This window comes from Chryseobacterium sp. Leaf201, from assembly GCF_001421435.1.
Lineage (GTDB): Bacteria > Bacteroidota > Bacteroidia > Flavobacteriales > Weeksellaceae > Chryseobacterium.
The window spans coordinates 1-25,051 of sequence record NZ_LMKA01000086.1; the positions used below are offsets into that span (position 1 = coordinate 1).

A 25,051-nucleotide genomic window follows, 5' to 3' on the forward strand; every position below is an offset into this window, starting at 1 on the left:
CAGATTTAATTATAATTAAATCCTTCTCTTGATAGAAGGATTTTTTACTTATAAAGAAAATTTTAAGTATCTGTAAGTTCCCAATATCCATTCACCTGCTCCTCAGCAGATTTCATAATTCCATCTTTTCTAAGTTTTGTACCAGCCCATCTTACATCATATTGCCAAGTATAAAACAAATCCCCAGATTTACAAAGTTCATTTTCGTAATTTATCCAAATAAATCGACAGATGTCGACGATTTTTGCCTTTCTATTGTTATTTTCCAATGCTTTAACAACACATTTCTTTAGGTCATTTTTAATCATATAATAATATATTACAATAAAATTTCCTCTAATATATGAAGAAGATCACTTACTACAGTCTTCTTATTTATTTTGTTACGTACTAAAAGATCCATTGTTTATTTTATATATCCGTCCGAACTTACACTACAGTAGTAAATGAATCTTAAATAGGCTGTTTATATTTTAAAACTGGATGACCAGGCTTTGAAATTTATCGTTAAGTAAATCATCAGTTACTGAACTGCAATAAAAATCCTTCTTTCGATATGAAAGAAGGATTTTTTAACTGTAAGCAAATGACAGATGTTACTGTCCCTGCATTTCTCTTAATCTCTCCTGAAGCAGTTCCGGGTTTAATAGTGCATCTGTACCAATGGCGGAAATAATGTATATGTAATAAATAACCGACAGGATATTCAGCACGATCCCTATAATACACAGGATTCTTCCTGTTTTCAGGTTCCCGTAATTATCATACTGTCCTGGATTCTTATTATAGGTAGCCATATCTTTATTGGCAAGAACCAAACCGATGATTGCTGCAATAAGACCTACAATCCCATAACAGCAGCATGTGACAAGAGAGACAATTCCTAAAATTAAAACGCCTGTTGCGTTAGGTAACTTTTGATTCATAGTTTAATATTTTAATGTTATGTTGTGTTGAGTTATATCAGAGGATGTTTATAAAAATAAGAAACGACCATGATTACAGCATTGATCCCGGCAAGAATAACCAGTACATTTCCGTAATTCCTTTTCGTATCCACAAAATTCAATACCACAGCAGCAAAAAAAAGCAACAGGGTATAAATGGCGGGAAACATGTGAAAAGCCTCACCGAACCTGCCTTCAAATACCATGACAAGCGCTCTTTGGGTACCGCAGCCGAAGCATTCAATTCCTAAGAATTTTTTACTCGGACAGGTGAGCATGAAATCTTCTATTTTCATTATAACGTTTTCCTTTCCAAATATAATAAATTAAGAGGAAATTTTTGCTCTTAAATACTGATGCGGAAAAAAGCAGTCTTCTTTCATTTCAAATGATCCCTGAACCGCCATATAAGGATTCCGTAAGATTTCCCTTGCGATAAAAATCAGATCGGCCTCGCCTTTCTGAAGGATTTCTTCTGCCTGTTCTGTTTTTGTGATCAATCCGACAGCACCTGTTTTTACCTGTGCTTCATTTTTCACCTGTGCAGAAAACGGAACCTGGTATCCTTCATACACAGGAATTTTTACTCCGTGGATATTCCCTCCGCTGGAAACGTCAACCAGGTCAACCGCATGGTCTTTTAATACTTTTGCCAGTTCCACGCTGTCCTTGATGTCCCAGCCGTTTTCGGCATATTCAGTTCCGGAAATCCTTACGAACAAAGCGACATTTTCATTGAGTTCTTCATTGACGGCGTCCACAATCTCTGTAAGAAACCGGATTCTGTTTTTAAAGCTTCCGCCATATTCATCTGTCCTGATATTGGACAACGGCGACAGAAACTGATGAATCAGGTAACCGTGTGCGGCATGGATTTCAATAACATCAAACCCTGCTTTTACTGCCCTTGCCGCTGCTTCCTTAAAATACTGAACCTGCTCCCTGATTTCCCCGGCTGTTAGAACATGCGGAATCCTTTCTTCCGGATGATACGGAACCGGGCTTGGCGCAACGGTTTCCCAGCCTTCTTCCACTGAAATCTGAACATTATTCCAGGTAGACCCTTTTCTTCCGGCGTGGGAAAGCTGGATCCCTATTTTACTTTCAGAATTTTTATGCACGAACTGCACAATGCGCTGCAGCTGTTGTGCCTGCTCATCATTCCAGATTCCCATGCAGTGGTTGGTAATTCTCCCGCGAGGCTCTACACCGGAGGCTTCTACAATCAGCAAACCTGTCCCGCCCTGGGACCTGCTGCCGTAATGTACAAAATGGAAATCATCAGGAAGCCCGTTTTCACAGGAATACATACACATCGGGGACATCACCCAACGGTTCTTCAGTTCAACATTTCTGAACTTAATCGGAGTATATAACATTGTAAATTGATATTTTAAAATTGGAATTTTCAAAGATGGGGCCATATTGCCCACCTCATCAAAAAGAAGTAAATTTATCCCCCTTTTTTATTCTACAATATATGAAAAAAGAAACTCAGATCAGTTACGAATATTTTAAGAACAGCAGTGAACTGAACGATATAGAAAAAGAATTATTCACAAAAGCGAAAGAGGCACGCCAAAATGCATACGCTCCCTATTCAAACTTTTTGGTAGGCTGTGCCGTGCTGCTGGAGAATAATGAAATCTATTCCGGAAACAACCAGGAAAATGCAGCTTATCCCTCCGGCCTCTGTGCGGAGCGGACTGCCCTGTTCTGGATAGCAGCTAATTTCCCGGACATGAAAATCAAAAAGATTTTTGTAGTCGGAGGTCCGAAGGAGCCTCACGGGAACAACCCTCCCATTCCTCCCTGCGGAGCCTGCAGGCAGAGCTTAATGGAATATGAAACGAAGCAGAACGAGAACATCGACCTCTATTTTTCCAGTATGAATGAGGAAGTGGTTAAGGTTCATGCCATCAAGGATCTGCTTCCGTTTTATTTTGATGCTACGTTTCTGTAGAAATTAAAATCTTTTCCTTTTATATTAAAAATCTCAAGACCCATTTCTGGCCCTTTCCGAATTTTGCTCATGCTGATTTCTGGTCTCAGCATGCCCCATGCGAATGAAAATCATGCAGCGGAGACCAGGCATATTTTCCGCCTTTTTTAACTATCTGTAAAAAAAGCACCTGAAAATTATATATTTCCCATTGTCCATTCCTAATTAAAACCTTAAATTTGCAGCTGTTCAACAATGGGAATTTGGTGAAAATCCAAAACAGACCCGCTACTGTAAATAATTCAGGTAAAAGAATTTATAAGTCAGATACCATGTTGAATCTACATATTGATGAAGCTTTCGTGGAGTGAAGCACAGTCGGTAACAAACCTCTTTGTAAATCAACAAAGCCAGGGGATTTCCTTCTATGTATCATTCAGTAAGCTTTTTTATGGCTGAGTAAAATTGAATGAGAAAATATCTACCTTTTTTTACGGTTTTCCTGATCAGTGCACCTGCATCCGTTTTTTCACAGAAACGGGAAAAGGACAGCATCGGTACGCGGATGATTCAGGACATCATCATCAACAGGAAGCATCAGGAAACCGGGGTCATTTCTTCCCAGAAACTTTCCGGAGCAGAGCTTGAGAAGCTGAACAGTACTTCCGTGGCAGATGCCGTACGGTACTTCTCGGGAGTGCAGATCAAGGATTACGGCGGGATCGGCGGGATGAAGACCGTGAACATCCGTGCTATGGGAACCCAGCATGTAGGCGTATTCTATGACGGGATCCCTATTGGCAATGCCCAGAACGGAACCGTGGACCTGGGAAGGTTTTCACTTGACAACCTGGAAGCAATTTCACTGTACAACGGACAGAAAAGCGAGATTTTCCAGTCGGCACGGGATTTCGGTTCTTCCGGATCCATTTATCTCCAGAGCCGGACACCGGTTTTCACTGGTACGAAAAAAACCAATGTAAACTTCAATTACCGTTCAGGATCTTTCGGGGTTATCAATCCGTCCATCCTGGTTGAGCAGAAAATCAGCAATGCCATAAGTCTTTCTTTAAATACGGAATACCTTACCGGAAACGGAGCATATAAATACCGTCAGAAGGTAGCACTGCCGGACGGTTCGCTGGGCTGGGAAAGCTATGGCACCAGAAAAGGCGGCGATATCGAAGCCCTGCGTGCAGAGGCAGGAATTTCCGGGAAAATAAATAACGGATCCTGGAAACTGAAAACTTATTATTACGATTCGGAAAGGGGAATTCCCGGAGCTGTAGTAAAGAACAGGAACATCGAATCCAGCAGACAGTGGGACAAAAACTTTTTCGTCCAGGGAAGCTTTCAGAAAGAGATTTCCCCGAAATATCAGTTCCTTGTGAATGCTAAATTTGCTGATGATTATACACACTATTTTAACGACAATCCGGAAGGTACACCTATTTTCATAGACAATACCTACAAACAGCAGGAAGTGTATGTTTCTACGGCGCACCAGTATTCGCCTTACAAATTCTGGAAGATCAACCTTTCGGCAGATTACCAGTACAATACGCTGGATGCGAACTTAAGGCAGTTTGCTTATCCACAGCGGAATACGGAGCTTATTGCACTGGCTACCCAGCTCGATCTTAAAAAATTTAAGCTGCAGGGAAGCATCCTCGGGACTTTTGTGCAGGAAAAGATTGAAAATACAACATTTTCGGCACCTCAGAACCGTTCCGAATTTACGCCTACGGTATTTGCATCTTACCAGCCTTTTGCATCGGACTTTAAAATCCACGGATTTTATAAGCGGATTTTCAGGATGCCCACCTTTAATGATCTTTACTACACGGAACTCGGAAGTTCGCAGCTGAGACCTGAGTTTACCAATCAGTATGACCTGGGCTTTACTTTTAATAAAGATTTTAATTCAGGGATTTTAAAAAATATCAATCTGATTGCGGATGCCTATTATAATAAGGTCCATGATAAGATTGTCGCCTATCCGAAAGGACAGCAATTCCGATGGACAATGGAAAACTTAGGCGAAGTGGAAATTAAAGGTGCTGATGTATCCGCACAGGCTATCTGGCTGATTTCGGAAAACTTTTTGCTGAGCAGCCGCTTTACGTATACCTATACGCAGGCACTGAATGTTACGCAGGCGAACGGAATTACTTCCTATTACAGGAACCAGATTCCCTACACGGCAAAAAACAGCGGCAGCATGCTGCTGGGGCTTACCTATAAAGAATGGCAGCTGAACTACAGCTTTATCTATGTAGGCGAACGGTACAACATGTCTGAAAATGTTCCGAAGAATTATGAACAGCCCTGGTACACCAGCGATATTTCCGGAACCCGGGAGTTTAACCTGAAAACATGGAAATTCAGGCTGGGCTTAGAAGTGAACAACCTCCTGAACCAGCATTACAGCGTGATCCAGAATTATCCTATGCCGGGAAGGAATTACCGGATGAGCCTGAGAATAATGCTTTAACCACAAGATTAAAAAATGAAGAAGTTCTATCTGTTTCTGGTTTTTTCTCTGATTCTTACCGTTCAGTCGTGTAGGGAAGATTATGATTATATCAATTACGGTGCTACCAATACCGGTGTGCAGGAGCCGGAAGACATCGATATCAAAGGGCTGTACGTACTGAATGAAGGAAATATGGGCAGCAACAAAGCTTCCATTGACTTTTTTGATTACTCTACCGGCGTATTTACCGAAAACTATTACAACGCACAGAATCCTAACGTGGCCGGAAGTCTCGGCGACGTGGGAAATGACATCAATACCTACCGCGATAAGCTGTATGCCGTGATCAACCTTTCCAATTATGTGGAAGTGATGGATGCCAAAACGGCAAAGCACATCGGTGAGATCAGCGTACAGAACTGCCGGTACATCAATTTCCATAAAGATTATGCCTACATCACTTCGTACGGAGGGGCGGTAGGAAGTTCACAGCCTGGATATGTAGTGAAAGTTGACGTCAACACCCTTCAGACTGTCGGGAAAGTGTTTGTAGGGAAACAGCCTAACCAGATGGAAGTTGTCGGCGACAGGCTGTATGTGGCCAATTCCGGAGCTTACAGTGCCCCTGATTATGATAATACGGTTTCGGTTATCGACCTGAATACCTTTACTGAGATAAAGAAGATTCCGGTAGCCGTCAATCTCAGCAAAATCAAAAAAGACGATACCGGGAAACTCTGGATTACCTCCGGCGGTAATTATGGCAGCATCCCTCCCAAAACCTATGTACTGGATCCTGTCACGGACCAGGTGATCAAAGAGATCAATATGGCACTGAGTGATTTTGACATGGTGGAAAACAGGCTGTACTATTTCAGCTATGTCTGGACTTCCGCAGGAACTGCTACCAGCTACGGAATCATTGATACGGACAATTACCAGGTAATCAGCAACAGTTTTATTACAGACGGTACGCAATCCGGAATCGTTATTCCTTACAGCATTGCGGTGAATCCTGTAAACAGCGATATTTTCATCGGTGATGCCAAAGATTACACTTCTTCCGGCGAGCTGTTCTGTTACAATAAATTCGGGAAACTGAAATGGAAAGTAAAAACCGGGGACATCCCGGGGCACCTTACTTTTTTACGTAAATAAAATCAATACAAATAAATTTAAATATATGAAACAGTTTTATTCCAACATGTTAAAGGCAACTTTTGTTGCTGCAGGCTTTGTGCTGACCTCTGCCCAGTACTCCAACGGATATATTGTGTCCAACGAAGGGAATTACGGAAGTCCGACTTCTGAAATCTCTTACATCGATGCCAGCAATAACATTACCAACAATGTCTACAGCCTGGCTAATAGCGGTGAGGCGCTGGGGGATATTTTACAATCCATTTACTTCAACGGAGACAAATCTTATCTTGTTTTAAACAATTCCAACAAAGTTGTGGTAGCCAACAGATCAAGCTTTGTAAAATCGGCTGTCATTACCAGCAATGTGACGCAGCCAAGATATACCACGATAGCAAACGGAAAAATATACACCAGCAACTGGGGAACATCTGCTACACCATATGTTTCGGTACATAATGCCGCTACATTGGCTTATATAACCAGTATCCCTCTGAGTGCAGATCCTGAGGAAATTATTACGGTAAACGGAAAAGTGTATGTAAACAAATCATCTTACCGTGCCGGAAACAGCATAGAAGTGATTGATCCTGCTACCGATACCATTACCAAAACCATTACTTTAACTGACGGACTGCAATCTTTAACAGTAATCGGGAATGATATTTTCGCTTTATGTACCGGAAGTACAGGATCTACGGTTTATAAAATCAGCACCTCTACCGATGCGGTAACTGCAAGCGTATCAAATGCTTCGGTAGTCCCTCCATCCGCTTATGATGCCCTTAAGTTTACATCAGACGGAAATCAGCTTTTTATTGCCGGATCTACCAGCGTATATGCTTTAAATACAGATTTGGCTTCATTCAGCAGCACTCCGGTTTTTACAACACCTGCAAGTTCACCTTATGGCAATTTCTACGGTTTTGCCGCTATCGACGGGAAAATTTTTCAGGCTAATTCCGATTTTGTTGCCAATTCTACCTTAAATGTTTATAGCCAGACCGGAACGCTTCTGAACAGTTTCACGACAACAATCGGCGCAAACAATGTATACAAAAACGTTTATTCTTCTGGAGTTCTTGCTGTATCTGAAAACAAGCAGAGCAAAGCTGTTTCGATTTATCCTAACCCGGTATCCGATATTCTTTATGTTAAAAATGCTGATGCATCGCAGTATAAAATTTCAGATATTTCCGGAAGGATTTTAAAATCCGGAGTTTACCAGAATGGCATTTTAGTGTCTGATCTTCAGAAAGGGACTTACCTGATCCAGATTTCAGATAAAAACAATCAGAAAACTGAAAAATTTATCATTAAATAAGTACTGACAGAAAATCAACTGAATTTATTATGAAAAAATTATCAATAGCTGCTTTTTGCCTGTCCGCCTGTTTTTCCATAGCCCAGAGCTATGCACCGCAGGCAGGAACAGCCGGTACTACTGCCATTTCCAAGGACAGTCCGCTTTTTAAATCCTGGGCTAACGGCTGTACTGTGGTACGCGGGCTTCAGCAGATCAACGGAACTACCGGAGCGTATGCCAATGCCGGAACCGATACAAACGGAACAGGAATTGCGAACGGATCTGTGGTAAGCCTCGGAGACGGAGGTACGGCAACCATTACGTTCTCCAAAGCCATTGCCAATGGCAGCGGTTTCGATTTTGCGATCTTCGAAAACGGTTTTGCTTCCGGAGCTTCAGGCAAAGCCTATCTGGAACTGGCTTTCGTAGAGGTAAGTTCAGACGGAGTGAATTTTTTCCGTTTCCCTTCCCACAATGAATATCCTTCCAATTACATCCAGAATTCTACAGATGCCGGAGGCCCCGGATTTGCCACGATGGATGCAAGGTACCTGAATAATTTTGCCGGAAAGTATATCGCGAGTTTCGGAACCCCTTTTGACCTGAGCGACCTTCCTGACAATCCGCTTTTGAATAAGTCGAACATTACCCACGTAAAACTTATTGATGTGGTGGGAACCAATGCTGACGGCTATAAAACCTTTGACAGCTTCGGAAACGTTGCGGTAGATCCTTTCCCTACTGCTTTTGGTTCATCCGGGTTTGACCTTGATGCCGTGGGCGTTATTAACGAAGCTGGAGTATTATCAGCTGCTGAATCTACAGTTGCAGACCGGAAAATCAGCATCTACCCTAACCCGGCTTCCGATTTTATCGTGATCAGTACCAAAAAGGATGTTGCCGTAAAAATTTACAGCATCAGCGGTGCACTGGTAAAGCAGGGTAAAACGGTGAATCAGAGAATGAACATTTCCGATCTGCAGAACGGAAACTATATCGTACAGATCGGGTCTGATGGTGAACCGCAGAACGTGAAGCTGATCATAGCTAAATAAAGTGATGTATGGTCTGCGGAATTATTTCCGAGATCTTACAGTCACCATTTATCTAATTTTTTTTCATCATTTGTGTTTTTTTCCGGGCGGTTTCTTCGAAACCGCCCGGATTTATTCCAGCAAAAAAGCAACAGATAAATCCATTGCTTCATTATTTTATTTCAACCTGTAATTTTTAGGCTAAAGTCAATCCTAACTTTTCAGCTTCTGCAATTACAAAATGCCTGGCTTTTTCACGGTCATTTTCTATTTCGCCTTCTAAAATAGCTTCTTTTACTTTTTCCTTTAGAATCCCGATTTCACGTCCGGGCTTAAGGTTAAACATGGCCATAATTTCCTCTCCGGAAATTGGCGGCTGGAAATTCCTTACCTGGTCTTTTTCTTCAACTTCCTTAATTTTAACGGCTACATATTCAAAATTCTTCTTGAATTTTTCCTGTTTTCTTGAGTTTTTCGTGGTAATATCAGCCTTACAAAGGATGAACAGGTCTTCCAGGTTTTCACCCGCATCGAACAGCAGCCTCCTTAATGCGGAATCCGAAGCATCATCGGTTACCAAAGCAATAGGTCTTGAAGACAGCTTCACCATTTTCTGGACATATTTCATATCCGGACCTAAAGGAAGTTTCAGTCTCTGGAAAAGGGTCTTCACCATTTTTGAACCTAAAAACTCATGGCCGTGGAACGTCCAGCCCGTTCCTTCAACAAATTTTTTCGTTGGGGCCTTACCAATGTCATGCAGCAGCGCCGACCAGCGCAGCCACAGATGGTCCGTGTGTTCAGAAATATTATCCACCACTTCTAATGTGTGATAAAAATTATCTTTATGGGTCTGCCCTTCTACTTCTTCTACTCCTTTCAGGTCAATAAGTTCGGGAATAATTAATTTCATCAGACCGGTCTGCTCCATCAACCTTAATCCGACTGAAGGTTTCTCTGAAAGCATGATTTTATTAAACTCGACCATCACCCGTTCCATGGAAACAATTTTGATCCTTTCCGCTTCCTGTTTGATGGCTTCGAGTGAATTTTCCTCAATTTCAAACTGTAATGTAGAAGCGAAACGTACGGCCCTCATCATTCTCAGCGGATCATCAGAATAGGTCTGGGCCGGTTCCAGAGGGGTCTTTAAAATTCCTTTTTTTAAATCATCAATGCCGTTAAAAGGGTCAATCAGTTCTCCGAAATTATCCTGGTTCAAAGAAATAGCCATTGCATTGATAGTGAAATCCCTTCTTTTCTGATCGTCTTCAATAGTTCCGCCCTCCACTTCAGGCTTCCTGCTGTTTTCGGTGTAGCTTTCCTTCCGGGCCCCTACAAATTCCAGCTCAAGGTCTTTGTACCTGATCATGGCTGTTCCGTAAGTTTTGAAAACGGAAACCTTCATGCCGGGATCAATTTCTTTTCCCACATGCTGGGCAAGCTCAATCCCGCTCTGTTCCGTAACAAAATCAATATCAGTGGACGCTTTTCTCTTCATCAACAGATCCCGGACGTATCCGCCGACAATGTATACAGACTGGTTGTTTCTGCCTGCCACTTCAGAAATAAGTTTGAAAAGTTTAAGATTTTTATTCTGATTAAGATTAATGAACATTTTTCTGTAGATGTTAGATATTAAATGTCAGATATGAGATTAACAATTATTTGACGACTGCTAATCTTAATCTAATGCAAAACCACTAAGAAATGAGATGTTCAGCCTAAACTGATGCGTCCGATTTCTTAATGGTCAATTGATCTGCAAAGATAAATAAAATCTTTTTCTTTATTCCCGGAGAACTTTTATTCTGTTATCGCTCCAGATTTTTATGACGGAAGACCCGGAATACTCAGAAACTTTCTCACGGTCTTCTTCCACCGCGTAATCTACCAAACTGATGATTTCAGGGGAAATATCTGAGAACTTTAACGGGCTTTTACTGCCGCTGAAATTGGCAGATGTGGAAACCAAGGGCTTGTTGAGCTTGGTAATTAACTTTTTACAGAAATCATTTTTCACCAGGCGGATCCCGATGCTTCCGTCTTCTGCCAGTAATTCTTTAGGAAGACCTCTTGGGTTTTCATAAACAATGGTTACCGGTTTTTCGCTCAGATCAATAATTTCCCAGGCCATTTCCGGAACATCCACCAGATCCTGCAGCCGCTTTTCAGTTTCCACCAGGATGATCATGGATTTATTTTTCTCCCTTTTTTTAATGTCGAAAATTTTATTAACGGCCTCAATATTGGTAGCATCGCAGCCAATTCCCCAGATCGTATCTGTCGGGTAAAGGATGGTTCCTCCGGATTTTAATAAATTTATAATGTTTTCCATGTAATAATGTATGTTTTGATTAAAGCTTTCTAATGTTCTTTTCTTTAATTCAATGCTTATCTTAATATTCTTTTCAAATCTCTCGCCTTAAAATATTGTGCGAACAAAACAGGTGTATTAAATCTTGTGGTCTCCTTAAGCAAAGTGTATAAAATTTTTCCTTCAATTATAAAAATAAAAGTAGTCTGTTCATAGCCGGAAAATCCTTCATGAGTAGGTTCATTCAAAAAAAATAAATAATCTGTTGCCTGATAGAGCATGTACTTTTTTCTTTTGCTGTAGTCTGTAAGCTTTTTTTTAATTTCCTCCGGCAGAATATCCGTCCTGATTTCCCTGAGATTCATTTCAGTAAACTGACAGTATAACCCGCGCAGCCCGAAAATCATGATTAAAAAGGGGAAAATAAGAGAAAAGGAAACCTCATTGGATGCTACAATATCAAGTATTATACATAAGGATATAAGAACAAAACCTGAAAACATAATATAGGTAAACAGCCGGTCTGATGCAGCAGAATTACTTTCATCAAAAATCAGCTTTCTGAGCCGAATACTTTTTTTGGCATCCAAATTATGCAGATTGCGCATCTTTTTTATTTATTATGTGTATATAACCTGCAGAACAAGTAACAAACAGAATAGAAGCCAGCCATAAAAAATATCCGGCATCCAAACTGTAAATGCTGGCCATCCGTCCGTTTTCAGCCGCTAAGATTTCTTCAAGAAAAATAAATGCCCCTGAAATGATAAAGGCAACTATTCCTGTTATGAATGAGGACAGGTAATGTCTTTTTAATATACAGACAACAGAAATCAAAAACCATATATTTGCCGTCCACACCAAAAATTCTTTTCCCGCACCTCCTAAAAAACTGACAGGTCCTATTAAAAAAACTTCAACAGACTTATAAATTTTAATCTTGCCCATATCCTCCACTGTAAAAGCATCAAAGAAAAGAGAAAGTACAAAAATCAATAAGCTAATTACAATTACTTTACCTTTTAATTCACGCATTAGATATGTGGCAGATATCTTTCCTTAATGATATTCAAATGATGTTCGTTATGTCCGACAATCAGTTTCCCTATGATCTCTACAGAAAGCCGGTTTCCGTTGGCTGTCCCTGTATTGCTTACCACAGAAGGATGTAGTGTTTCCAATAGACTGAGAAGATTTTCTGACCAACTGGTATTCTTCTATTAATGATCCTAAGCTTCTTTCGTTGGCGAAGGAATTTTGAGCATACGTTTCTTCGCCAAAACCCGGCAGCTCATTCTGGTCACCTCTTGCAAAGGCTAAAATCCTGTATTGAAAAATTCTTTCCGTATCTGATAAATGAAGGAGCAGTTCTTTCAATGTCCATTTTCCTTCCGTATAAGCAAAAAGAGACTGTTCTTCGGTAAGTCCGGAATATATCTGAACAGTTTTTTCTCCGGTATTCTTCATTTCCTGCAGCCAGTCTGCTGATGGAATAAGGTCTAAATACCGCTGTACATATTTCTGAAAATCAGTCATGTTAAGGTGATGTTATAAGTGATGAGCCATGATAAATTGATGGCGATCAAAATTATCATGAGAAAAACGGGACTTCATTAAGGATGCCTGTCTCCATTTTTCTCATGATGTTATTTAATTGAATTAAGAAAATGCTTTTTCCAGATCTGCGATCAGGTCTTCCGCATCTTCAATCCCTACGCTTAAACGTACGAGATCATCTGTAATTCCCAGTTCAGCACGTTTTTCAGCAGGGATCGAAGCGTGGGTCATCAGGGCCGGGTGATTGGCCAGGGATTCTACTCCGCCTAATGATTCTGCCAAAGTAAATACTTTTATCTGTTCCAGAAATTTAACGGCATCTTCCTGCTTACCGGATTTGAATGTGAAGGAAACCATGCCTCCGAAATCTTTCATCTGGGCTTTTGCCAGTTCATATTGCGGATGGGATTCCAATCCCGGATAAATTACTTTGTCAACGGCAGGGTGAGATTCCAGGTATCTGGCAACAGCCATCCCATTTTCTGAATGCCTCTGAACCCTTAAAGCCAATGTTTTGATTCCCCTCAACACCAGATAAGAATCGTGAGGCCCTAAAATACCGCCGCTTGCAAACTGGATGAAATGAAGCTTATCTCCGAGTTCAGCGTCTTTGGCAACTAAAGCTCCGGCAATCACATCAGAGTGTCCCCCTAAATATTTTGTAGCGGAATGCATCACGATATCAGCTCCCATATCAATCGGTCTCTGAAGATACGGCGTGGCAAAAGTATTGTCAACGGCAACCAGGATATTTTTTCCTTTGGCTATTTCAACAACAGCTTTGATATCAACCAGTTTCATCAGCGGATTGGTTGGAGTCTCCACCCAGATCAGCTTGGTTTTATCGGTAATGACATCAGCAATTTTCGAAACATCATCAAAATTCACGAACGTGAATTTCAGCTGGTATTTTTCAAAAAGCCGCGTAAACATCCTGTAGGTTCCTCCGTATAAATCATCAACGGCTACTACCTCATCACCGGGATTCAGTAATTTCAGAACACAGTCAATGGCGGCAAGCCCAGATCCGAATGCCAGCCCTCTTGCTCCGTTCTCAATGCTTGCCAAAGAGTCTTCCAACGCCTGTCTTGTAGGGTTTGCTGCTCTTGAATATTCGTAACCGGAATGAACGCCCGGGCTTGTCTGTGCAAATGTAGAGGTTAAAAATACAGGCACATTTACAGAACCGGTTGCCGGTTCGTGGTGCTGTCCTCCGTGTATTACTTTTGTATTAAAATTCATAATTTGATAATTTACCAATGTATCAGTTTACCGGTTTACCAATTATTATTACATTGTTAAACTTTCAGACTGTTACATTTATTATTATTTACATTTTTATCGCCGACTTAACAGCAAATTCTTCCGCAATTTCTTCCATCCACTGCGCTACATCTTCCTCTCCTGTTGCTCTCTGGTACGTATTCCCAAGGGAAACAAGGATCTGGTGGATAAACATTTTCATCTGGTCAACCGGCATTTCCTTGGTCCAGAGGTCAATTCTTAAAGCTTCCATGGTTTTATCATCCCAAACTGAGATCATGGTGGCCTTTGTTTCTTCCTTATCTATCCCGCCGTCCTGCGCGTTCCAGCTGATATGTTCCGGGATATGGTTTTCATCAAGTTCTACATCTATCGTAATCTGAGTTTTTCTCATAACGTTTCTATTTATTTCTAATTTATTTTTCGGTTAATTCCTACTTATAACCTTATCTTATTTCCAGCTTCAAACCTCCCTTCCTGATCTGTTTATTTCAGTTTCGGTTTATATCCGGACTGGTTAAAGATTATCGTGGCATCCATCTTCAGGAAATCCTGCAGCCTGGTATCCGGCTTTTCATTAAGATAGGCTTTGCAGATCTGCCATCCGGTGAAGATCCCGACCTGCGGTGAAGATTCATTGTCTATATCGGTATAAAATTTCGAGAAAGGCCCCGGAGCGATGAAACGGTCTTCCAGCCTGTGGTCATCCCCGAAAATGATATTGTTTTCCACAAAATAGTTCCAGATATTGGCTTCGTTGGAAACTGCCCATTCATACTGCTTCTGGGTATAATTCATTTTCAGATATTCAGGATAAGCAGGCAGAAAGGCATCCTTAAGAACCATTATTTTGCCATTCAGGATCATCATATCAATAAATTTCTGATGGTCCGGAGATTCCTTTACAAAGCCTTCCGCAAAAATCTGTGCTACTTTCGGAACGATGTTATTCGGGTTCATAGATTTCTGGAAATACATTTCCAGCCCTTTGTAATTGAGGTTTCCTTCCCCCATAAAACCGGTAATATCTATAAACAGGAGATTCCCTTTGGCATCATAAAAAATAGGGTCCTGAACCATCTGTAAAGCGGAAGAAAACAGATATACCTTCGGGCTCTTAAACTGCGGGAAATAATATTTGATATGTGAAAACAGATCATGAAGATCAGTCTGAAGCCTTTTCTGGTCTATTTTTCCGATGGCTTCCTTATAAATTTTAATTTCTTCGTTATCGGTTCTCCGTTTTCCGAAATCAGCATCGCTCACCGTGCCCTGAAACCAGGGAAACTCACTCTTAAACTGCTCCAGCGGAATATTCTGGTCATAAAACTGCCCTGAAATATCGGTGATCATCACTTTTTCGGCAGGGGTTTTTATTTCCACGTTCCATTGGTCACTGGATTCTTTTTTACAGGCGTTCAAACTCAAAACTAATCCTGAAGAAAGCGCAATAATTCTGAAAATCTTCATATTTTTACATGCAATTTAAGAGTACAAAAATAATGATTTAAAGATAACCGGATGCCCAAAAATAAAATAATTGCAACTCTTTTTATGTCTTTGGCCGGCTATCAGGGTGCATAAAAGCTTACTTTCACAAATAAAACACTGAAAAAGCTGCAGTCACAAAAACAAGGTATGGAAATTAAAACAGAAAGGCTTATTTTAAGGGAATTCGAGGAAGCTGATGCTGAGCCACTCTTCCTTATGGACTCCAATCCGGAAGTTGTAAAATATACGGGCGTTCTGCCTGTTACAGAGCTCCATGAATCTGAGCATATCATCCGCATGATCAGGAAACAATATATTGATTATGGCACCGGGAGACTGGCTGTTGTGGAGCAGAAGAGCGGGCTTTTCATTGGCTGGTGCGGGCTTAAATTCTGTATAGAAGCAAACGGATATAAAAATTTCTATGATTTAGGCTATCGGTTCCTGCCGGAATACTGGGGAAAAGGATATGCTTCAGAAGCTGCAAAAGCTTCTCTTGAATACGGCTTCAGAGAACTGAACCTGGACACGGTCTATGCGGATGTGCACCATGAAAATACGGCTTCCCATCACCTGATGAAAAAACTGGGTTTCATTAAAACCGGTGAATTAACGGAGCCTGACGGCCTTTGTTTCTGGTACGAAAAACGACGTGAAAATCAGCTTTGAAAATTTTTGGAATATAAATTGGAACTTCTTAAAAAAGATTAAAAATATAAACAATGCAGACACAGAAAATAACAGACCATATTGTCAACTGGCTTAAAGACTACGCCACAAAAGCTAATGCAAAAGGATATGTACTGGGCGTTTCGGGAGGTGTGGATTCCGGAGTGGTTTCTACGCTTTGCGCCATGACGGGCCTTGACGTACTCCTTCTGGAAATGCCGATCCGCCAGAAAGCAGACCAGATCAGCCGGGCGCAGGACCATATTGAAGATTTAAAAAAGAGATTCCCGAATGTAAAAGGGGAAACCGTTAACCTTACCCCTATTTTTGAAAGTTTTGAAAACGTTGTCGCAGAACATTCAAAAGACAACCCAAACAATAACCTGGCCATGGCCAATACAAGGTCCCGTTTCAGAATGCTGAACCTGTACTATTTCGGGCAGCTTCACGGGCTTCTGGTTTGCGGTACCGGAAATAAAGTAGAGGATTTCGGTATCGGGTTTTACACGAAATACGGTGACGGCGGTGTGGATGTTTCGCCTATTGCAGATCTATATAAAACCGAGGTGTATGAACTGGCGAGATCACTGAACCTGATTGAAAGTATTCAGAATGCCATTCCTACGGACGGACTTTGGGATGCTGAACGGACTGATGAAGACCAGATCGGTGCCACCTATCCTGAGCTGGAAAAAATCCAGAAAGAATACGGAACGAAAGCAGTTGCTGATTATGAAGGCCGCGATAAAGAGGTATTCATGATTTTCGACAGGATGCACAAAGCCGCAAAACATAAAATGGTCCCGATTCCGATCTGTGATATTCCTGAAGAATGGCGGAAAGGATAAAATCAATGTAACAATGTAACAGTTTATCAATATAACAATATGCTGGTAAAAGGCAGAATGGTAATTATCAATTTAAATTAAAAAAATAATGACCGGTAAAACAAGATCTGTATTTTTCATCTGTTTAGGACTTCTTTTCGGGATGTCTGTGATGTATGTTTATAAAAATTTCATTGCGGATAAACCTTTGGTCTCAGAAACAAATCCTGTTGTTGAATACGGAGCGGCGGGTAAGGATATCCAACAGTCCATCGATCAGTTAACGGAAGAGAAAAACGTCATTGATTATGTAAAGGAAAACCACAAACTGCCGGCGTATTACATTACGAAAAATGAAGCCAGAAGCAAGGGCTGGGATCCTGCGAAAGGAAATCTCTGTGAGGTTCTGCCGGGAAAAGCCATCGGCGGAGACCGTTTCGGCAACCGTGAGGGCAAACTTCCAAAAACTGAATTGTATCAGGAGGCCGATGTAAATTACCATTGCGGAAACAGGAACGGCGACCGGATTGTCTTCACAGATAAAGGTGAGGTTTACCTGACAAAAGATCATTATAAAAATTTTAAAAAGCAGTAGTTTTTTTGATTAAGAGCAAATATCAGCGATGTTAAATTGTGTTTCCGGACCGGTTAATTAATAAATAAGAATATGAAAACAATATATATAGATTTTACGGATATTGGGGATGACGAAGATTTTTATGCCCAGCTAAAAGAAAAAATTACGCTTCCGGAGCATTTCGGAGACAATCTGGATGCCTTATCTGATGTCATCACAGGCGGACTGGAAATGCCGCTTCATCTTGAATTTGTAAACATGACGGTTGACCAGCTTGAAACTTTTGAAGACCTGCTTACGACACTGGAAGACACAGAAGAAGAAATGGAAGATTTTACGTTTGCTTATTTCCTTGAACAATATGATGCAGAAGAGGATGAGGAGGAAGATAGCAGCAATAAGGAATAATCTTAAATTAAGACAGGAAACAAAAATAATATCCGCGGAGAACTCTGCGGATTTTTTATGTCGGTTTACGAATATGTGTTTGTAAAAATTTCACTAAAACAGCAAGAACTTATCATCTTATTTGTACAGGGGCCAATCGCTTTGCTACAGCAGTTTTAAGGCATGTATGTGGTACTTATTAATTTTTAAACAAGGTGTTATTTTGTTAATTTTAACAAAAATCAATACCTGTTAGCTTATGATCATTTGTGAAAACCTTTTGTTTTCCCATGGCGCTGAACTGCAAAACTATATCCCCGGTGAATATATCTTTGAAGAAGAAAGCACTCCGAAGTATTATTTACAAATAAAATCCGGCACCGTTAAGCTGAGCAGCTTTCTGGAAGACGGTAAAGAGTTTATCCATGGAATACCATTTGACGGTCATTGCCTAGCAGAAACCTATCTTTTCCATGATAAAAAATATGCTGTTAATGCAATAGCGATCACAGACTGCGAAATTATCAGGCTGGAAAAAAACAAGCTGATGAAGATGCTGCAGAAAAAGCCTGATCTCTTTTTTAATATATATTCTTATACGGCAGACCGGATGCATTACCGATATATTATTGCCGCTCCGTTTTCTTTTCAGGATCCGCTTGCCAAGCTTAATCTTATTCTGAACCATATTAAAAACCACTTCGGTTTTAAAGAAAAGTTTTCTTATCACATCCCCTATACGAGGCAGCAGCTGGCTTCCCTTACCGGAATGAGGATAGAAACGGTGATCAGGACCATCAAAAAGATGGAGAAACAGGATCTGCTGAAGATTGACGGCACTAAAATATTTATTTAAATAAAAAATCCTCAACTTCTGTTAAGGATTTTTTAGTCTGTTATTCTGAATTATTTATTTTCCCGTTACTTCGGTAATCGGGTTTCCGATGTTCCCGCTGGGAAACTGAATTTTTAATAAAGATGAAACCGTAGGTGCAATATCGGTCATGTGATAGGCCTTATCGCTTGCTCCGTGCTGAATTCCCCAGCCCATAAAAATCAGAGGAATATGGGAGTCATAAGAATTCCATACGCTGTGCGTGGTTCCTGTTTTTGCATACGGCGGAAGCATAGAATCATGAGAGATCAGCTGGATATCCCCACTCCTTTGCCTGTTGATCCCATTGATAATCCTTTGCTTAAGCGGCTCCGGAATCGTAGCTTCCTGCACTTTCGTTACAGAAACGGCATACAGGTCATTAGGGTCATTTTCAATTTCCTGAACGGTAAAATCCCTTACCTCATCCAGCACTAATTTATTCTCTTTCAGCAATTTCCTGTCGAAATAAATCTGATAATTGTCAACACCGTTAATCAGTTTATCCACTCCGAATTTTTCTTTCAGTTTCTGATTCATATTGGCCTCAATTCCATCCCCGAAAAACCCGGTTGTAATTTTATGCTCTTGCAGAAATCCTACAGAATGGGCTCCTCCATGGTCTGCAGAAAGGAAAACGGTATATTTGCCCTTTCCTACTTTGTTATCCAGGTAATTGAAAAACTGCGCTAAATCCTGGTCCAATCTTAAATAAACATCTTCTACTTCAATAGAATTAGGCCCGAATTTATGTCCTGCATAATCTGTGGATGCCAGATTCACCGCGAGCATATCCACAACATCATCACCTCCTAGCTTTTCGCCTTCAATAGCAGCCTCAGCTAATTTCAGAGTCAGGGTATTTCCAAACGGTGTGTAACGGATGTTGTCTTTTTTAGCCTGATAGTCGGCAGCTAAATTGCTGTAAGGAAAGGTAGGTGTTTTTGCGCTTCCCAGCAATCCTTCCCATGATGAATTGTCCGGTGAGCTCTCGGTATACTGACTGATCGGAAGCAGGGTGTTCCAGCCGTTGGCCACTAATTTATCCGGCAGGTTAAGCGCATTGAATGATTTCAGCCACTGCGGAAGATCGTTCATATACCAGGTGCTGGTGATAAAGCTCCCCGAAGAGTCATCAAACCAGTACGCTCCGTTCGGAGTATGTCCCGCCGGAAGGATGGATGCCCGGTCTTTCAGGGAAACACCGACCACTTTTCCCTGGAAATTGGTTGCCAGCCTCAGTTCATCCGTAACAGTGGTAGACCATAAATTTTTTGGAGAATGGCTCCCGACCCTTGCATTGGCAGTACCTACCGGCTTTACGCTTTCATCCGTTGTACAGTATACATTTTTCCCGGTCTCTTTATCAGTCCAGTCATTTCCCGCAATTCCGTGGATCGCCGGAACCGAACCTGTGTAAATACAGGCATGCCCCAAAGCCGTAACGGTAGGAACATAGGGAATATGAACATTATTTAAGGAATAACCTGTGTTCAACAGCCTTTTGAACCCTTCATTGCTGTATTTATTGTAAAAACGGTACAGGTAATCCCACCTCATCTGATCTACCACAAGCCCTACCACTAATTTAGGCCTCTCTAACTGAGAATTTTTGTTCTTCTGCGCATAGGTTGTAATAACGGACAAAAAAGAAGCCGCCACAACCGAAATTTTCCTAAGCATTCCGTAAAATTTTGTTGGGAGCAAATTTACGGGTTTTGAAATTTTCAGGATGTGAAATTTTAATTAATTTACGCTTCGGTTTCATTACAAAAAAATAACATTTGCTTCAGGATCTGCTATAAAGATACCACTCAGGTATTCTCAGAGTTTGTATAAATGCTTTCCGCGGTACCTGATTATAATAAGTCACTTTTTTCACTTTTTTTCGGATTGATTTTTTTACATTTGAAAGAACCGGAATCCGTTTAAATCACCTAATAATGAAACTTATCAGACCTTTTCTTTTATTTGTCTCCATCCTGTTGTTCGGATGGCTTTTTATGAGCAATATCAACCTGATTAATGTAGCCGTTACCCTTAATGAAGCTGAAATAAACTCTGAAATCACCAAAGTAAATGGGTTTACAGACATGGATCAGCTTAAAAAATTCACCATTGAAAAAATCAGCTATATGGAAGTGATCAGGAAAAGGTTTTCTGAAAATGCAATGATCAGGGTGGCTGTTATTTCAGTACTGGCTTTCATACAGATCATCCTGTACAGTACCAGAGGCAATGTACTGAATTCAAAATCCATAGATTTTTAAAATGATTTTAGGGGTATACTGGTATTACAAATTTCCTGACGGGCTCTATCATTTTGACTTTTTCAGGTTTTTAAAAGGTTTCGGAGGGCATGCCAATAATCCTGCGCTGCTTCAGGCAAGCGTGTATGTCCCGGATGCAGAACGTTTTTTATCCAGAATAAGAGAACTGAAATCTGAATATAAAAGAACTTATTTAAAAGTGAAGGCAGACGGAAATTATCTGTTTATAGAAACCGGCGATTATACTTTATTCGATTATCATTTCCAGCTGGCTTCAGAGATTGAAGAACTTCTAAAAGATGAAAATGCTGCTCTCACAGAATATAAAGCTTCACCTGACAAGGAAACGGTTTATAATTTTGATGCAGACTATGAAGGCATGTATGGTGAACGGAAACATGATTTTATCCAGTCGGTAGGTTCTGATTTTAAAAAATATGATGCAGAAAATTTCTCAATGCGGATCGACTGCCATCTTTCTTTGAACGTGAAAACAACATTCCTGCATGATCTTACCGAAGTATGCCGCGAGGAAAATATCGCTGTTTTTTATTATTTTGATTTTGAGACAGGTGATTTCATTAACCTGATGCTTTTTTTTACCAACGGGCGCCAGACCAAAGAACAGATCCAAATGGTTGACCTTATTTCTTTTGGAGATAAATTCCAAAATACCGCAAAAAAATATACTGTACAGTTCGGTCATAAAAACGGGTTGGAATCGTATCCTGCAAACGGCCCGCATATTCAGCTGATGGCTGATGAAGAATTCATCATCCGTAAAACACTTTCTTAAAATTATATATTCAATGGAGATCAGAAAACTGGAAAATCTCACCGATAACTCTACTTTGAACCTGAATTTAAACGGTTATGAAACCGATACCATCTATGTGGTTTATGCTATTGAGATGGGAAGTTCTTTTGAATTTGGCTTGAGAGAGAAAAAACAGCCGTACATAAAAGTTTGGGAAACCGGGCCGGACGACATAGCCAGGCTCAATAGAATAATTGAACAGGGACATTCTTTCGGTGCTTTTCATGAAGAAGAACTCATCGGCTGGATCATCTGCGATTTCAGGACATGGAACAACAGTCTTTTCATTGAACATATTGCAGTGAATGAAGCCTACAGAGGACAGAATATAGGAAAACTGCTCATAAAAGCAGTTAACCGCAAAGCCCGTGAGCTGAACTGCAGGATCGTAGAGCTGGAAACACAGAATACCAATTATTCTGCCATTCAGTTTTACCTGAAATGCGGTTTTATGTTCACCGGTATCAATACAAAACGGTATGCAGATTCTGCTGAAACGGCCGTATTTATGAGTTTTGACCTGATGATTTAAGATAGTGCTTTATATTTTATCCAAATCATTGATATACTAAAGAAACCGGAATTAGCACTGATGAAGATCAGAATTAGTATTAAAAGCTATAAGCTAAGGTTTTGAATTTATTTAAGTAACTGACTATTCCACGAATTCTCCTTTCCGGTCTACGATCTGGTTTCCCCACTGCGTAATGGCTTCAAGGACGGGAATAACGGTCTTGCCAAATTCCGTGAGGGCATAGACTACTTTTATGGGTGGCTTCTCTCCGAAAACCGTTCTTGATACCAAACCGTCTTTTTCCAGCTGTCTGAGCTGGATGCTTAAAGTCATTTCCGTCACAGAAAAAAGTTCTTTCCGCAGTTCGCTGTATCTTTTCTCATGATCTTTCAGATGATAAAGAATAACGGTTTTCCATTTACCGCCTACCAGATCCATCGCAAGACTTACGGAGCAGGGATATACTTTTTCACCGACTCTTACATGGCTGCCTATACATTCCTTTTTCATTTTTTACACCTATCCAATTGGATAGTTATTGCAAATGTACACGACTAAAAATAAATTTGCAACTATAATTTTTATAGTAAAAAACATGGCACTAATTATTCTGGGACATCCGGACATCGAAAAATCACTGGCAAATAAAACCATTATTGAAAAGCTGAAAAGCAGCAGCCTGGACATTGAAATCAGAAATCTATCCCAGCTGTATCCTGATTTCAACATTAACGTAAAGGATGAACAGGAGGCTCTGCTTAAGCACCAGACGATCATATTCCAATATCCTCTGTACTGGTACAATATGCCTGCAATTTTAAAACACTGGTTCGATCTGGTTTTTGAATATCAGTTTGCGTATGGCTCTCAGGGTGATAAGTTAAAAGGGAAACATTTCATTCCAAGCTTTACCGTCGGTGCACCTGAAAGTGAATATCATACGTTGGGAGAACATCATTTTAAAGTATATGAATTCTGCAAAAACATGGAACAGACTGCCTATTATGCCCAAATGAAATATGTTGATCATATCTACTTTCACGGGACTTCCGTTAACGCCGGATATACCAAAGAGGATATTCAAAGAAAAGCATCAGGACAGGCAGAACGCTTAATACAATTGTTGTCAGAATATTAAATTAATCACTTTTAAGTGTATTAATATTTTATTTTGTATATTCGTAATCAACAAATTAAACAACAGTCTTATGAAAAACCTAAAAAATCAGTACGTAAAAAACTGGCTGTAATCAGTGGCGGAAGCCCGAGATGCCTGGAACCTAAACGCATATGTGAACCTTGGGAAGAAGGTTGCGGATGCGTATATATTTAAAATTATCAGATATTTCTGATGAGCGGTTTTTCCGCTCTTTTTGTATCCGTTTACGGAAAGTTCTTGAAATAACAGGTAATAACCTTGATACTGAAGAAAAAAGCCTGTAAATTCAGAAAACATAAAGTAAGAACCGCGTCCGGAGGGCGCGGTTCTCATAATATGAAGTCTAATAATTAAAACTTAAGATCACCGTTTACTTCTCTTACAGCGTGAGCTGCTTCAGCGAATTTCAGCTGTTCGTCAGCCGTAAGGGTGATATTTACGATCTGCTCCACTCCGTTTTTCCCGATGATGGCAGGAACACCCAGGCAGATATCATTTTGTCCGTATTCCCCTTCCAGCATCAAAGAACAAGGAATCATTTTCTTCTGGTCACAAGCGATAGCCTGAACCATTACAGAAACTGCTGCACCCGGTGCATACCATGCTGAAGTTCCCAACAGTTTCGTAAGTGTTGCTCCGCCTACTTTGGTTTCTTCGATCACATACTTTTGCTTTTCGTCATCCAAGAATTCTGTTACAGGAACACCGTTTCTTGTTGCTTTGCTTAATAAAGGAAGCATTCCGGTATCACTGTGTGCAGCAATAACCATCCCGTCAACATCAGAAATTGGAGCCTCTAATGCTTCAGCTAATCTGTACTTGAATCTTGCAGAGTCTAAAGCACCACCCATCCCGATGATTTTGTGCTTAGGAAGACCTGAAGTTTTGTGTACCAGGTAAGCCATGGTATCCATTGGGTTAGAAACCACGATGATGATTACTTCCGGAGAATGTTTTACTAAATTTTCAGTTACTTCTTTTACAATACCGGCATTGATGCCGATCAGCTCTTCTCTGGTCATTCCCGGTTTTCTCGGGATTCCTGATGTGATCACGGCTACATGCGAACCTGCAGTTTTGCTGTAATCTCCTGTTGTCCCGGTAATTTTCGTATCGAAGCCGTTCAAAGATGCCGTCTGCATCAGATCCATGGCTTTCCCTTCTGCAAAACCTTCTTTAATGTCTACCAAAACTACTTCTGAACAGAAGTTTTTCATAGCGATGTATTCTGCACAGCTTGCGCCTACAGCGCCTGCACCTACTACAGTTACTTTCATAATGTATACTTTTTATTGTTTATTAATGCGTCATCACGGAACCCCGCGATTTCATGCTGAATTATTTTTTAATTTGAAATTGGAAACGCCCAAATTTAACAATTCCTGAAAAATTAGGCAATTTTTCAGGAATTTTAATTATACTTATTTACATTTATTTAGAACCGGTGCACAAATTCGTACAGAAAAGTAAAAATAAACTCCTGC

29 protein-coding genes and 1 riboswitch are annotated in these 25,051 nt (G+C 40.5%); of the genes, 14 read left to right on the plus strand and 15 right to left on the minus strand.

The annotated features are described in order from the left end of the window. Positions 1 to 62 precede the first annotated feature (62 nt). The 4 genes from ASE55_RS12940 to namA form a co-directional block, all read right to left on the minus strand. Entirely contained in the window at positions 63 to 308 is a 246-nt protein-coding gene (locus ASE55_RS12940; protein ID WP_056220329.1) for a hypothetical protein, read from the minus strand. Positions 309 to 596: 288 nt separating this feature from the next. Then, a complete protein-coding gene (locus tag ASE55_RS12945) occupies positions 597 to 926 on the minus strand; it encodes a CCC motif membrane protein (protein WP_056220331.1) in 330 nt (109 codons plus the stop codon). 32 nt (positions 927 to 958) lie between these two features. Beyond that, entirely contained in the window at positions 959 to 1,243 is a 285-nt protein-coding gene (locus ASE55_RS12950) for a DUF2752 domain-containing protein (RefSeq protein ID WP_056220333.1), read from the minus strand. A gap of 30 nt (positions 1,244 to 1,273) precedes the next feature. Next, the gene (gene namA / locus ASE55_RS12955) at positions 1,274 to 2,326 is read right to left on the minus strand and encodes an NADPH dehydrogenase NamA (protein ID WP_056220335.1); all 1,053 of its coding nucleotides are present in this window, start codon (positions 2,324 to 2,326) and stop codon (positions 1,274 to 1,276) included. Between the two features lie 101 nt (positions 2,327 to 2,427). Here namA and cdd point away from each other — a divergent pair, with 101 nt between their 5' ends. The 5 genes from cdd to ASE55_RS12980 all read left to right on the plus strand — a co-directional run bounded on the left by cdd (position 2,428) and on the right by ASE55_RS12980 (position 8,866). Continuing rightward, positions 2,428 to 2,910 (plus strand): cytidine deaminase, encoded by a 483-nt coding sequence (gene cdd, locus ASE55_RS12960; RefSeq protein ID WP_056220337.1) that lies wholly within the window; start codon positions 2,428 to 2,430, stop codon positions 2,908 to 2,910. Positions 2,911 to 3,107: 197 nt separating this feature from the next. After that, a riboswitch (cobalamin riboswitch) is annotated at positions 3,108 to 3,243 on the plus strand. A 115-nt stretch (positions 3,244 to 3,358) separates the two neighbouring features. Continuing rightward, a complete protein-coding gene (locus ASE55_RS12965; protein ID WP_056220339.1) occupies positions 3,359 to 5,383 on the plus strand; it encodes a TonB-dependent receptor in 2,025 nt (674 codons plus the stop codon). A 15-nt stretch (positions 5,384 to 5,398) separates the two neighbouring features. Further along, complete coding sequence (locus ASE55_RS12970; protein WP_056220341.1) at positions 5,399 to 6,523, plus strand: YncE family protein; 1,125 nt, start codon at positions 5,399 to 5,401, stop codon at positions 6,521 to 6,523. A gap of 25 nt (positions 6,524 to 6,548) precedes the next feature. Continuing rightward, complete coding sequence (locus tag ASE55_RS12975) at positions 6,549 to 7,829, plus strand: DUF5074 domain-containing protein (RefSeq protein ID WP_056220344.1); 1,281 nt, start codon at positions 6,549 to 6,551, stop codon at positions 7,827 to 7,829. A 29-nt stretch (positions 7,830 to 7,858) separates the two neighbouring features. Then, complete coding sequence (locus tag ASE55_RS12980) at positions 7,859 to 8,866, plus strand: T9SS type A sorting domain-containing protein (protein WP_082474529.1); 1,008 nt, start codon at positions 7,859 to 7,861, stop codon at positions 8,864 to 8,866. Positions 8,867 to 9,041: 175 nt separating this feature from the next. Here the strand turns inward: ASE55_RS12980 and ASE55_RS12985 are convergent, their stop codons facing one another. The 8 genes from ASE55_RS12985 to ASE55_RS13020 form a co-directional block, all read right to left on the minus strand. After that, on the minus strand, positions 9,042 to 10,463 hold the full coding sequence (locus tag ASE55_RS12985; RefSeq protein WP_056220348.1) for a CCA tRNA nucleotidyltransferase: 1,422 nt from the start codon (positions 10,461 to 10,463) through the stop codon (positions 9,042 to 9,044). Positions 10,464 to 10,634: 171 nt separating this feature from the next. Then, positions 10,635 to 11,183 carry an L-threonylcarbamoyladenylate synthase gene (locus tag ASE55_RS12990; RefSeq protein ID WP_056220350.1) on the minus strand — a complete coding sequence of 183 codons (549 nt, stop codon included), beginning with the start codon at positions 11,181 to 11,183 and terminating at the stop codon, positions 10,635 to 10,637. A gap of 56 nt (positions 11,184 to 11,239) precedes the next feature. After that, positions 11,240 to 11,770 (minus strand): hypothetical protein, encoded by a 531-nt coding sequence (locus tag ASE55_RS12995; protein WP_056220351.1) that lies wholly within the window; start codon positions 11,768 to 11,770, stop codon positions 11,240 to 11,242. After that, positions 11,754 to 12,197 carry a hypothetical protein gene (locus tag ASE55_RS13000; protein ID WP_056220354.1) on the minus strand — a complete coding sequence of 148 codons (444 nt, stop codon included), beginning with the start codon at positions 12,195 to 12,197 and terminating at the stop codon, positions 11,754 to 11,756. Before ASE55_RS13000 ends, ASE55_RS12995 begins: the two co-directional genes overlap by 17 nt. A gap of 48 nt (positions 12,198 to 12,245) precedes the next feature. Beyond that, positions 12,246 to 12,698, minus strand: a complete 453-nt coding sequence (locus ASE55_RS13005; RefSeq protein ID WP_238585047.1) for a DinB family protein — start codon at positions 12,696 to 12,698, stop codon at positions 12,246 to 12,248. 123 nt (positions 12,699 to 12,821) lie between these two features. Continuing rightward, on the minus strand, positions 12,822 to 13,961 hold the full coding sequence (locus tag ASE55_RS13010) for a cystathionine gamma-synthase (protein ID WP_056220357.1): 1,140 nt from the start codon (positions 13,959 to 13,961) through the stop codon (positions 12,822 to 12,824). A gap of 88 nt (positions 13,962 to 14,049) precedes the next feature. Next, a complete protein-coding gene (gene gldC, locus ASE55_RS13015) occupies positions 14,050 to 14,376 on the minus strand; it encodes a gliding motility protein GldC (RefSeq protein ID WP_056220359.1) in 327 nt (108 codons plus the stop codon). Between the two features lie 92 nt (positions 14,377 to 14,468). Next, complete coding sequence (locus ASE55_RS13020) at positions 14,469 to 15,452, minus strand: hypothetical protein (protein WP_056220362.1); 984 nt, start codon at positions 15,450 to 15,452, stop codon at positions 14,469 to 14,471. Between the two features lie 168 nt (positions 15,453 to 15,620). On the opposite strand from ASE55_RS13020, the gene ASE55_RS13025 reads away from it, so the two are divergent. From ASE55_RS13025 to ASE55_RS13045, 5 genes are all read left to right on the plus strand, one after another. Next, positions 15,621 to 16,142 carry a GNAT family N-acetyltransferase gene (locus tag ASE55_RS13025; protein WP_056220365.1) on the plus strand — a complete coding sequence of 174 codons (522 nt, stop codon included), beginning with the start codon at positions 15,621 to 15,623 and terminating at the stop codon, positions 16,140 to 16,142. Positions 16,143 to 16,195: 53 nt separating this feature from the next. Next, positions 16,196 to 16,990, plus strand: a complete 795-nt coding sequence (gene nadE / locus ASE55_RS13030; RefSeq protein WP_056220368.1) for an NAD(+) synthase — start codon at positions 16,196 to 16,198, stop codon at positions 16,988 to 16,990. Between the two features lie 88 nt (positions 16,991 to 17,078). Further along, positions 17,079 to 17,564: a ribonuclease domain-containing protein gene (locus tag ASE55_RS13035; protein WP_056220370.1), complete on the plus strand. Its 486-nt coding sequence runs from the start codon at positions 17,079 to 17,081 to the stop codon at positions 17,562 to 17,564. Between the two features lie 72 nt (positions 17,565 to 17,636). Beyond that, complete coding sequence (locus ASE55_RS13040; RefSeq protein ID WP_056220373.1) at positions 17,637 to 17,954, plus strand: barstar family protein; 318 nt, start codon at positions 17,637 to 17,639, stop codon at positions 17,952 to 17,954. 238 nt (positions 17,955 to 18,192) lie between these two features. Further along, positions 18,193 to 18,789 carry a Crp/Fnr family transcriptional regulator gene (locus ASE55_RS13045; RefSeq protein WP_056220375.1) on the plus strand — a complete coding sequence of 199 codons (597 nt, stop codon included), beginning with the start codon at positions 18,193 to 18,195 and terminating at the stop codon, positions 18,787 to 18,789. Between the two features lie 54 nt (positions 18,790 to 18,843). Here ASE55_RS13045 and pafA read toward each other — a convergent pair whose 3' ends face one another. Further along, positions 18,844 to 20,490, minus strand: coding sequence for an alkaline phosphatase PafA (gene pafA, locus ASE55_RS13050; protein ID WP_056220378.1), 1,647 nt, complete (start codon positions 20,488 to 20,490; stop codon positions 18,844 to 18,846). Positions 20,491 to 20,750: 260 nt separating this feature from the next. On the opposite strand from pafA, the gene ASE55_RS13055 reads away from it, so the two are divergent. The 3 genes from ASE55_RS13055 to ASE55_RS13065 are packed head-to-tail and all read left to right on the plus strand — an operon-like array spanning position 20,751 to position 22,426. Further along, positions 20,751 to 21,077 carry a hypothetical protein gene (locus ASE55_RS13055; RefSeq protein ID WP_056220381.1) on the plus strand — a complete coding sequence of 109 codons (327 nt, stop codon included), beginning with the start codon at positions 20,751 to 20,753 and terminating at the stop codon, positions 21,075 to 21,077. 1 nt (position 21,078) lies between these two features. Beyond that, entirely contained in the window at positions 21,079 to 21,873 is a 795-nt protein-coding gene (locus ASE55_RS13060; protein WP_056220385.1) for a hypothetical protein, read from the plus strand. A gap of 13 nt (positions 21,874 to 21,886) precedes the next feature. Further along, entirely contained in the window at positions 21,887 to 22,426 is a 540-nt protein-coding gene (locus tag ASE55_RS13065; RefSeq protein ID WP_056220388.1) for a GNAT family N-acetyltransferase, read from the plus strand. A 123-nt stretch (positions 22,427 to 22,549) separates the two neighbouring features. Here ASE55_RS13065 and ASE55_RS13070 read toward each other — a convergent pair whose 3' ends face one another. Then, on the minus strand, positions 22,550 to 22,918 hold the full coding sequence (locus ASE55_RS13070) for a winged helix-turn-helix transcriptional regulator (RefSeq protein WP_056220391.1): 369 nt from the start codon (positions 22,916 to 22,918) through the stop codon (positions 22,550 to 22,552). An 85-nt stretch (positions 22,919 to 23,003) separates the two neighbouring features. Between ASE55_RS13070 and ASE55_RS13075 the strand changes: the two genes are divergently transcribed. Next, entirely contained in the window at positions 23,004 to 23,546 is a 543-nt protein-coding gene (locus tag ASE55_RS13075; RefSeq protein WP_056220394.1) for an NAD(P)H-dependent oxidoreductase, read from the plus strand. A gap of 371 nt (positions 23,547 to 23,917) precedes the next feature. Here ASE55_RS13075 and ASE55_RS13085 read toward each other — a convergent pair whose 3' ends face one another. After that, a complete protein-coding gene (locus ASE55_RS13085; RefSeq protein WP_056220400.1) occupies positions 23,918 to 24,844 on the minus strand; it encodes a malate dehydrogenase in 927 nt (308 codons plus the stop codon). Between the last annotated feature and the right edge of the window lie 207 nt (positions 24,845 to 25,051).

What these genes read in the sequence shown, in the direction of transcription:
- ASE55_RS12940 (WP_056220329.1), bottom strand. Translation starts at nt 308, where the DNA reads ATGATTAAAAATGACCTAAAGAAATGTGTTGTTAAAGCATTGGAAAAT.
- ASE55_RS12945 (WP_056220331.1), bottom strand. Translation starts at nt 926, where the DNA reads ATGAATCAAAAGTTACCTAACGCAACAGGCGTTTTAATTTTAGGAATT.
- ASE55_RS12950 (WP_056220333.1), bottom strand. Translation starts at nt 1,243, where the DNA reads ATGAAAATAGAAGATTTCATGCTCACCTGTCCGAGTAAAAAATTCTTA.
- namA (WP_056220335.1), bottom strand. Translation starts at nt 2,326, where the DNA reads ATGTTATATACTCCGATTAAGTTCAGAAATGTTGAACTGAAGAACCGT.
- cdd (WP_056220337.1), top strand. Translation starts at nt 2,428, where the DNA reads ATGAAAAAAGAAACTCAGATCAGTTACGAATATTTTAAGAACAGCAGT.
- ASE55_RS12965 (WP_056220339.1), top strand. Translation starts at nt 3,359, where the DNA reads ATGAGAAAATATCTACCTTTTTTTACGGTTTTCCTGATCAGTGCACCT.
- ASE55_RS12970 (WP_056220341.1), top strand. Translation starts at nt 5,399, where the DNA reads ATGAAGAAGTTCTATCTGTTTCTGGTTTTTTCTCTGATTCTTACCGTT.
- ASE55_RS12975 (WP_056220344.1), top strand. Translation starts at nt 6,549, where the DNA reads ATGAAACAGTTTTATTCCAACATGTTAAAGGCAACTTTTGTTGCTGCA.
- ASE55_RS12980 (WP_082474529.1), top strand. Translation starts at nt 7,859, where the DNA reads ATGAAAAAATTATCAATAGCTGCTTTTTGCCTGTCCGCCTGTTTTTCC.
- ASE55_RS12985 (WP_056220348.1), bottom strand. Translation starts at nt 10,463, where the DNA reads ATGTTCATTAATCTTAATCAGAATAAAAATCTTAAACTTTTCAAACTT.
- ASE55_RS12990 (WP_056220350.1), bottom strand. Translation starts at nt 11,183, where the DNA reads ATGGAAAACATTATAAATTTATTAAAATCCGGAGGAACCATCCTTTAC.
- ASE55_RS12995 (WP_056220351.1), bottom strand. Translation starts at nt 11,770, where the DNA reads ATGCGCAATCTGCATAATTTGGATGCCAAAAAAAGTATTCGGCTCAGA.
- ASE55_RS13000 (WP_056220354.1), bottom strand. Translation starts at nt 12,197, where the DNA reads ATGCGTGAATTAAAAGGTAAAGTAATTGTAATTAGCTTATTGATTTTT.
- ASE55_RS13005 (WP_238585047.1), bottom strand. Translation starts at nt 12,698, where the DNA reads ATGACTGATTTTCAGAAATATGTACAGCGGTATTTAGACCTTATTCCA.
- ASE55_RS13010 (WP_056220357.1), bottom strand. Translation starts at nt 13,961, where the DNA reads ATGAATTTTAATACAAAAGTAATACACGGAGGACAGCACCACGAACCG.
- gldC (WP_056220359.1), bottom strand. Translation starts at nt 14,376, where the DNA reads ATGAGAAAAACTCAGATTACGATAGATGTAGAACTTGATGAAAACCAT.
- ASE55_RS13020 (WP_056220362.1), bottom strand. Translation starts at nt 15,452, where the DNA reads ATGAAGATTTTCAGAATTATTGCGCTTTCTTCAGGATTAGTTTTGAGT.
- ASE55_RS13025 (WP_056220365.1), top strand. Translation starts at nt 15,621, where the DNA reads ATGGAAATTAAAACAGAAAGGCTTATTTTAAGGGAATTCGAGGAAGCT.
- nadE (WP_056220368.1), top strand. Translation starts at nt 16,196, where the DNA reads ATGCAGACACAGAAAATAACAGACCATATTGTCAACTGGCTTAAAGAC.
- ASE55_RS13035 (WP_056220370.1), top strand. Translation starts at nt 17,079, where the DNA reads ATGACCGGTAAAACAAGATCTGTATTTTTCATCTGTTTAGGACTTCTT.
- ASE55_RS13040 (WP_056220373.1), top strand. Translation starts at nt 17,637, where the DNA reads ATGAAAACAATATATATAGATTTTACGGATATTGGGGATGACGAAGAT.
- ASE55_RS13045 (WP_056220375.1), top strand. Translation starts at nt 18,193, where the DNA reads ATGATCATTTGTGAAAACCTTTTGTTTTCCCATGGCGCTGAACTGCAA.
- pafA (WP_056220378.1), bottom strand. Translation starts at nt 20,490, where the DNA reads ATGCTTAGGAAAATTTCGGTTGTGGCGGCTTCTTTTTTGTCCGTTATT.
- ASE55_RS13055 (WP_056220381.1), top strand. Translation starts at nt 20,751, where the DNA reads ATGAAACTTATCAGACCTTTTCTTTTATTTGTCTCCATCCTGTTGTTC.
- ASE55_RS13060 (WP_056220385.1), top strand. Translation starts at nt 21,079, where the DNA reads ATGATTTTAGGGGTATACTGGTATTACAAATTTCCTGACGGGCTCTAT.
- ASE55_RS13065 (WP_056220388.1), top strand. Translation starts at nt 21,887, where the DNA reads ATGGAGATCAGAAAACTGGAAAATCTCACCGATAACTCTACTTTGAAC.
- ASE55_RS13070 (WP_056220391.1), bottom strand. Translation starts at nt 22,918, where the DNA reads ATGAAAAAGGAATGTATAGGCAGCCATGTAAGAGTCGGTGAAAAAGTA.
- ASE55_RS13075 (WP_056220394.1), top strand. Translation starts at nt 23,004, where the DNA reads ATGGCACTAATTATTCTGGGACATCCGGACATCGAAAAATCACTGGCA.
- ASE55_RS13085 (WP_056220400.1), bottom strand. Translation starts at nt 24,844, where the DNA reads ATGAAAGTAACTGTAGTAGGTGCAGGCGCTGTAGGCGCAAGCTGTGCA.